At 42.6% G+C, this 8,252-nt stretch carries 5 protein-coding genes; all 5 read left to right on the plus strand.

The genetic code is table 11. From position 1 onward, the window contains the following. The first annotated feature begins 549 nt into the window (after window positions 1-549). The 5 genes from BLQ57_RS20300 (at window position 550) to BLQ57_RS20325 (ending at window position 7,712) form a co-directional block, all read left to right on the plus strand. Complete coding sequence (locus tag BLQ57_RS20300; RefSeq protein ID WP_087941376.1) at window positions 550-1,020, plus strand: nucleoid-structuring protein H-NS; 471 nt, start codon at window positions 550-552, stop codon at window positions 1,018-1,020. 24 nt (window positions 1,021-1,044) lie between these two features. Then, window positions 1,045-1,623 carry a hypothetical protein gene (locus BLQ57_RS20305; protein WP_087941377.1) on the plus strand — a complete coding sequence of 193 codons (579 nt, stop codon included), beginning with the start codon at window positions 1,045-1,047 and terminating at the stop codon, window positions 1,621-1,623. Then, window positions 1,620-2,465 (plus strand): hypothetical protein, encoded by an 846-nt coding sequence (locus tag BLQ57_RS20310; RefSeq protein ID WP_087941378.1) that lies wholly within the window; start codon window positions 1,620-1,622, stop codon window positions 2,463-2,465. Before BLQ57_RS20305 ends, BLQ57_RS20310 begins: the two co-directional genes overlap by 4 nt. Beyond that, window positions 2,452-4,905 (plus strand): leucine-rich repeat domain-containing protein, encoded by a 2,454-nt coding sequence (locus tag BLQ57_RS20315; protein WP_087941380.1) that lies wholly within the window; start codon window positions 2,452-2,454, stop codon window positions 4,903-4,905. The genes BLQ57_RS20310 and BLQ57_RS20315 overlap by 14 nt, the downstream gene beginning before the upstream one ends. A 1,214-nt stretch (window positions 4,906-6,119) precedes the next feature. After that, the gene (locus tag BLQ57_RS20325) at window positions 6,120-7,712 is read left to right on the plus strand and encodes an NAD(P)/FAD-dependent oxidoreductase (RefSeq protein WP_087941379.1); all 1,593 of its coding nucleotides are present in this window, start codon (window positions 6,120-6,122) and stop codon (window positions 7,710-7,712) included. Window positions 7,713-8,252 lie beyond the last annotated feature (540 nt).

Consider the following 8,252-nt stretch of genomic DNA (forward strand, 5'->3'; position numbering starts at 1 on the left):
CATACGGGGCTATTAATGGTTTGACCCCTTCAGGGTCAGCTTGGTTCGCCTTTGTGCTCGTTGTAAAATGAGCTGGGCCCGAACCTGCCTTTCCCGGTAATCTTGAACCCAGAACCCGGAACCCGGAACAATTCCTCCCCAAGACCTACATGGCGCAATGTCCTCATATTTATCCCCCGTAGATAGACTTGTTCCTGTTCGAAATTTATTATTTGGAATTTTTAATGCATACCTTCCTTTAAGTAATCAAGCCCATACCAAGTAGTGAAAAAGATCTGCATCATCCAAACTTCCTGACAACTCCCCTTCAATTCATCAATTAAACAATTCATCAACTCCCCAAAAAAAACCTATAACCCCTATTTTTCCTCTCCCTGTCTTACCATTCGAATTAATTTTACATTTATTAGCATAATCATACTTCTTTTGGAATATGCTTTGCAGGTTAATCATCTGTTTTTATTTACTTTGCTTCCAAATTCACATTAGCAGAAAAAGCCGTGCCTTTTCCTGCTTAAAACCAAATCAAATCTTAATCAATCCCCTAAAATGAAACAAAAGTTGATCTCATTTTCGCTTAATCGCTCCCTGATGATCGCTGTGGTAGCAATGCTCGCAATGGGTGCCTGTAAATCCAAAAAGAAGGCAGTACAGCCTGAGCCAGAACCAGCACCGGTGGAGAGAGTAGAAGAAACACCACCGCCTGCACCACCAGCACCTTCTGCTGAAGAAGTAGCCGTAGAAAAACTAGAATCAGCCTTCAGTACTGTAGCTGCTGCCTCTAGCCCTGCCATGGCAAATCAATCCATCGAGCAGACATTGGCGATGTTTTCCAATCAAGATACTCCTGTATTGATCGTCATCCATGAAGAAAATGGAATCAAAGACTACGACGAGCCTACTACCATCCGTAGATACTTGGAATACCTGAAAGACACCAAGAAAAACCTCAACTTTATCTCTGATATCCGATTGGATGCGAATGGTAAAGTGTCCGAACTCGAATTGAGAAGAAAATAATCATATCCTGAAAATCACCTTAAAATGAAAAATACATTTATTCTGTTTTTGGGCCTTTTCCTTGCTTCATCCCTGACAGTGTTTGCCCAGTCGGATGATATCAGCCCCGCAAGAAAACAAGCCATAGATTCCCTGGCTCTTGAGAAAGTGAAAGACCTTTCTAAATACATCGCCATCATCGGTAGCAAAGAAACGCAGTTTTCTGAAGCCAATCGTGTAATGGATCGCGCTGAGGAGCTTTTTGCTCCGGATGCCGAAATGGGTGTCTCTAGTATCAATACCAACGAAATCGCTTACTACAAAGTAAGAAGATATTTCGAGCGATTGATGGCCCTAAACTACGATCGAGTAAATATCACTTGGTATGATATTCAGTACATCTCTGACCTAGAAAGACAGCCTGATGGCAGATATGTAGGTGTCATCACGATCTACCAAAGATTTGAAGGTACTTCCATTGAGACAGGTATGAACTATAAGGATACCACTAAAAAGGATATCACCATTTACGTAGAGAAAAAACAAACTCAAATCGCCGGAAGAACCATCGAGTTCTGGGACGTATTGCTCGGTGATGTGCGAGTGACAGAAACCTCCGCATGAGAATTACCTTGATGTTAACGGCGATCTTTTTGATCGCTCTAAGTACTCTTGTTTCCGCGCAGGGCCTCGGCTCTGCGTCGGGAACAATAAAAGATGACGGTAGACTTGCCGCATCTACCAAACAACTCAATCAGTTTTTTAGAAGATTTAATGCCGAAGAGTCCCCGGACGGGAATACCCGATTTTATCCTCAGGACTCACTTTACAGAAACCGGGAGCTTAGAAAAGGCTTCCTTCAAATTGTATTTGATAAAGAAACTAGTGGAATTCCCACCGAACTCAAAGATCAATTTGTCAATACCATCTTATCTGATAACTATCCTCAATACCTGAATTTTCATCGGGAAGGTTGGTTTTCGGAAGTGCAAGCAGATTTCTTTTATAAAGGTAAGCGAGAGCGTGCCAGTATCATCTTCAAGCTTCAGCCCCAAGGCTTGGGTTACGAGTGGATTATTGATGCCATCAGCTTTCCCCCGTTCAAAAACCTATTCAATAAACCTGAAGGGAATGAGAAGGATTTTCTGCACCCGCTGTCTCACGAACTCGGATTTATGAACCTGAGGAGGGCCTTCGAAGATTCTAAATTACCCGAATCTTTTACGCGCTCTTCCTTCAAACCGGATTTTTTGACACTGTTTTTGTATGAGATGAAGCAGAACAATATTCGATTCGCCACTGTGACAGATGTCAAGTTCCATTTCTTCCAAGTAGAAGGCTGGTATTTTGAAGTTTCTCAATTCAATCGACCCGGATTTAATACCGGTTGGTTGATTTCCAGTTTGGTAAAACTCAGTCCCGGTGATAAAGAATCGCTACAAAAGTATATTTATGACCAGCAATAAGCGTTTTTTCTTAAGCCTTTTCCTCCTCTTTCTTGGTGTACATTTAGCTCAATCACAATCCATCAAAGGCTACACCAAGGAGGAAATCAAAGACTTCTCCTCTAAAGTTGAAGATCAAGTCCGCTTTTTGGAATACCTTCTCAATACAATAGGTTCCTCAGATACGCCTGCAAGAGACAAAGATGTGATTATCCGAGAGAGTTACCTCAAAATTTTCAGAGATGGACTCGTCCAAGTGGAAGATGATCTGCTTTTTGATAGAAAAGTCGTCACCAATAAAAATGTGACCTCTTACATGAAGGATATTGAGTTCTTTTTTCAAGATGCGACCTTTCAGTTTAAAATAAGAGAAGTCAAACCTGCTCAAAAAGAGAATGGGGATGTGTACTTTTTGGTTTCCATAGACCGAACTATAGAGTCGATCGGAAAAGACGGAGTCAAAGCATCTAATACAAAGCCTCGCTTCATAGAGGTAAACCTGGAGGAGAAAAGTCAGGAGCTGAAAATAGTGAGTATGTACACCACCAAGCTGAGTCGGGATGAAGAGCTCCTGGAGTGGTGGGAAATCCTCAATCCGCATTGGAAGAATTATTTCAAAGGGAGGTTTGGACTAGCTGATGTGGATTCAGTAGATCTGGATATTTTGTACTCCTTTGTATCAGTAGATTCACTGGATATTTCCAATACGGATTCCTTACTGGATTTAAGTGCTTTGGAAGCTCTGCGTGACTTGAAGTATGTGGATTTGAGCAATACCAAGATTACAGCCCTAGGCCCGATTTCCAATGTGACATTCTTGGAATACCTCAATGTGTCCAATACCCCAACAGAGGACATTCAGTTTATCAAGTATTCAGATCGATTGAAGCATTTGAATATTTCAAATACCCAAATTCAGGAAATTTCTGATCTGCAAAATTTAAGGTCTCTTGAGACGTTGGAAGCGGAAAAGACGCCAATCCTGAGTTTTGCAGTTTTGAACGAATTTGAAAATCTTAAAAGTTTGAATCTAACCGAAAGTGGATTCAATAATGCGGAGAATATTCAAAAGCTAAAAAAGCTGGAACAATTAAACTTAAGTAGAAATTACCTGATCAATTTCACCCAATTGGGGGAATTAGAAGCCTTGAAAAATCTGAATCTTTCCCAAACCAACATTCTTGATTTGGCTCCATTGGAAAGTTTGGATCAACTGGAGGTATTGGATTTGACGGGGACAGAGATATCAGACATAAGCGTTTTGGATAAAAAGGCTTCTCTGATAAAGGTATTGGCGGATGAAACCCGTCTATCTGTTTTTGCAGCAGACAATTTCACCCGAAGCAATCCCGATGTTTTACTGATCCATCATGTAAAAGACCTGGAAACTTGGTGGTCCGGCTTGAGTGAAGCTTGGAAAAACGCCCTGAAAAAGGCTAGTCCTGCGATCAGAAATGATAGCCCCAATGTCGAAATTTTGACCCAAGCTATAGGCTTGGAATCACTTGATCTGAGCAATATGGGAATAGAGAGTTTAAATCCTCTGACTCGTTTTGTGAAATTGGAAAGGTTGGATTTCTCAGGAAATCCGGTATCAGACCTTTTGCCACTTTCCGAAGTGAAAACGCTGATGGAAATCAATGGCAGCAATACACAAGTAAGAGACCTGAATCCAATCAAAGGGAATGAAGCCTTAAGAGTGATTAGGATGAATAATTCCCCTGTAGAAAGTATTCTTCCGATTCTTGACCTACCCGAAATAGAATCTCTCGCCGTAAATGGTGCAGCCTTCTTTGAAGAGGAAGTTCCCGAAGTCTTATTGCTCAAGCCAGAATTGACCTTGGTTTATAGGGTAGAGGCTTTGGAAGCTTGGTGGCAAAACCTAAATCCTCAATGGAAGGAGCTTCTCCGAAGGCAGTTTAGCTTGTCGGAAAACCCATCTACCGAGCAGCTTCACAATCTAACAGCTAAGTCTCAGTTGGAATTTGAGCGCGTATCGGTGGAGGACCTTATCCCTTTGACTGCTTTTGTTAATCTTAGGAAGCTCTCCATCTTCGATGCTCCCATCTTTAATATCGGGGCAGTGTCTGAATTGAAGCTCCTTACCGACTTGAAATTATCCCAAGCTCCAATCGTAGAGTTTTTGGCAATTAGTACTTTGTATAAATTAGAGCGACTTGATATATCCAATACAGGCATTGAAGACCTGACTTATTTGTCCAATCTGACCGAACTGAAATATTTAAATATTTCCGGCACCAATTTGAGAGTACTGAAGGGCTTGGAGACTTTGACTCATTTGGAGGAACTCGATGTGGCAAGTACCAATTTAAGGTCTCTGAGACCAATTGAGGGGTTGACCAATCTTCAAAAGCTCAGCTGCTTTAATACTCGTCTAAGTAGCCGTGCGGTGGATCGTTTTAAGGAGATTAATCCCGATTGCGAAGTAAGATTCTATTAAGGATTTTCTGCTAAAGTTTTTACGACCAAGGTTTCAGGAAAATCTTATAAAACGCAGGATCCATTGATTTTGATAGTTGGGTTTTTGAGAAAAAAGAAGGGCCTTAGGATTTCTCCTGAGGCCCGTTCTTTTTTGGTTTCTCAACCAAAGTTTTTAAGGTTTAAAAAATAAGGAGAAAAACTACCTTAATTGATTTTAGGAAAAGCGATGAGAAAAGTTGCTTAATCACCCGTATCAAAGGTAGCAGAGGAAGCTTAAAATAAAATACCCTGTACAGGGTATTTTTTATGCCAAATACCAAAAAGTTTTCCACAAAATTGTCCTTTTAAAGGAGTTTATATAAATTTTCAAATAGGTCTATTGATTCATGGAGAAACAATAAAAGAGGTAAAAGGAGAGGTTTTTAATAAAAACTGGTAGAAATTTCATCAAATTATTCTAGCACTTGGTTCAGGTCATTTATCCGAAAATGATTAAAGTTTTTAGCTTGCAGTTACCCTGTTCGAAATCCATCATTTGGAATTTCTAATGCACGCCTTGAACCACGCTATAATTTATATCCCGCATTTCGCAGTTCGTTCTTCGCATCTTCGATCGGTAGTGCCTGCCTTTGCCGGTAGGCAGGCCGATGGCACTTATACATACTTAAAATTGATTTCCGCAGTTTATTAGGGTTGTTGAATAGCTCTGGAAGAGCGCGATTTTTCATCACCGTGGGTATAAGCCCACGGATAAGAATCTACACACCTGGATAAAGCCCTGCAGGGGCGACACTTTTCTGTGGGACTTAATGGTGAAAGGTGTTTTAATAAAAACGCGCGTGGCAACCCATTGAAAATTACCAAACTCCTCGGCATTTGCATTAAGGTCGCCGAATAGACCACGTGCCGAGGTGGGGTGGGGTGTACCTTCTTTATCCTCGGGTTAAAACCCGAGGTTATTCAATTGGCCGTGCCTGCCTTTGCCGCTAGGCCTGGCTACCGGCAAAGGCAAGCAGGCCTACGGCATTATGATTTGATTCATCGATTAAACAGTTCGATAGTTCATCAATTCCCCAACTCTGCTTGTTGGAAATCTTGAACCCGTGAATCCAGAACCATTCCGACCCTAGATTCCATCGAACCACCCTTCCGTTCCTCAATTCCGCAAACAACTCAAATCCCTATTCATTTTTCCTCTACCTTTGCATTGATTTAAGGATAAATACCTTACCAATGAAGAAGCATTTTACTCTACAGTTAAGTCCGGAAGAGGCCTATCAGCCAGAGGTTTTTAAAAATACCCTATTGAAGAGAGCTGGAATTCCTCTTGATTCTCCCCATGCCTATGCAAGACAAACCCGAAGGTCCATTGACGCGAGGGGAAGAAAAGTCAAGGTCAATATAGAGGCAGAACTTTTTATCAATGAAAGACCGGGTTCTCTTTTGGATTATCAACCTACCTATCAGAACGTGGGAAACGCAGAGCCTATACTAATTGTGGGGGCAGGTCCAGCAGGTTTATTTGCGGCACTCAGAGCTATTGAGCTAGGGGTAAAACCCATCCTTATTGAAAGGGGTAAGGATGTAAGAGCTAGGAGAAGAGATCTAGCAGCTATTAATAAGGAGCATATCGTAAATCCTGATTCTAATTATTGCTTTGGGGAAGGAGGGGCAGGAACCTATTCGGATGGCAAACTCTACACTCGTTCCAAAAAGCGAGGGGACATCCGTAGAATAATGGAAATTTTTGTAGCGCATGGAGCGACGGAAGAAATTCTTGTAGATGCTCACCCGCATATTGGCACCAACAAACTCCCGGTTTTAGTAGCGGAACTCAGGGAGAGTATTCTGGCGCATGGTGGAGAAATTCTGTTTAATACCCGTGTAGAGGATTTTATTCTGGATGGAGAGGAGATGAAGGGTGTGGTAACTCAAGATGGGGAGAAAATCACCGGTCTAGGGGTTATTTTGGCCACAGGCCACTCTGCTAGGGATATATTTGAATTATTGTACAAAAGGAAAATTCATATTGAGGCGAAGCCTTTTGCTTTAGGCGTCAGGATTGAGCATAGCCAAAACCTCATCGACAAGATCCAATACCATTGTGAAATAGATCGCGGTCCCTACTTGCCTGCTTCTTCTTATTCATTGGTTCAACAAACCGAACTTCAAGGCAAGCAGAGAGGTGTCTTTAGTTTTTGCATGTGCCCGGGAGGCTTTATCGTTCCTGCTGCTACTGCTCCGGGAGAGTTGGTGGTGAATGGTATGAGTCCCAGTCGAAGAGACAGCCGTTTCGCCAATTCGGGTATGGTTGTTTCGGTCGAACTCGAAGATCTTCCACAATACCAGCACCATGGACCGCTAGCTGCAATGTATTTCCAGGCAGCTGTGGAAAAAGCTGCTTGGGAGGCAGGAGGGAAGACTCAGGTAGCCCCGGCACAACGCATGGTGGACTTTGTTCATGGGAAGATCAGTGGAAGTCTCTTGGATACTTCCTATCAGCCGGGTTTGAATTCGGTAAATATGCATGAAGTTTTACCTGATTTTATAGCTGCTCGTATGGCGATGGCATTTCGTTCTTTCGGACAAAAGATGAAAGGTTATTTCACCAATGAAGCCCAATTGATCGGAGTAGAGAGTAGAACTTCCTCACCGGTAAGAATTCCCCGAGAACGAGAAAGTTTCGAGCACCCCCAGATCAAACGTCTTTATCCCTGTGGTGAAGGAGCCGGTTATGCAGGTGGAATCGTCTCTGCAGCAATGGATGGCGAGCGTTGTGCGGAACGATTGATTGCTGCCTATGCAAAAAATAAAGGTTCATTTTAGAGGACTAGCAATTAAACAATTAATCCATGAGTAGGCAGTTACATTTAACGGATTAATTCTACTCTTGTAGCTCTAATCGGTGCAAGAGTCTTCAGATTTATCTACCGTAGGTAGACTTGTGACTTTCCTTTAAAGAAATTACCGTTTCCATCTTGCTGGCACGGATATCGAGGTTTCCGAAAAAAACCCGGGCCAGCGCTGGGGTCATCGACGTTCCTTCTTACCCCGCATTGCGTTCGGCTTTCGCCTCACTCCATACGGGGCTATTCATAGTTTGACCCCTTCAGGGTCAGCTGGGTTCGACTTTGTGCTCGTTGTAAAATGAGCTAGTCCCGAACCTGCCTTTGCCGGTAGGCAGGCCTACGGCACTTTGGTTCGATTCATCGATTAAACAGTTCGACAGTTTCCCAACCCTGAAGATTCGGGATGAAATCGAGTAATAATGAGATTTTTCGATGGACAACGAATTACAGCTATGGAAGAAAAAGAGCGCTGGGATGTCGCAGGAGCGGGCCATGCGTTGGCCTGAGGGTGGAAGCT

This window comes from Algoriphagus faecimaris (assembly GCF_900101705.1).
In the GTDB taxonomy this organism is placed as follows: domain Bacteria; phylum Bacteroidota; class Bacteroidia; order Cytophagales; family Cyclobacteriaceae; genus Algoriphagus; species Algoriphagus faecimaris.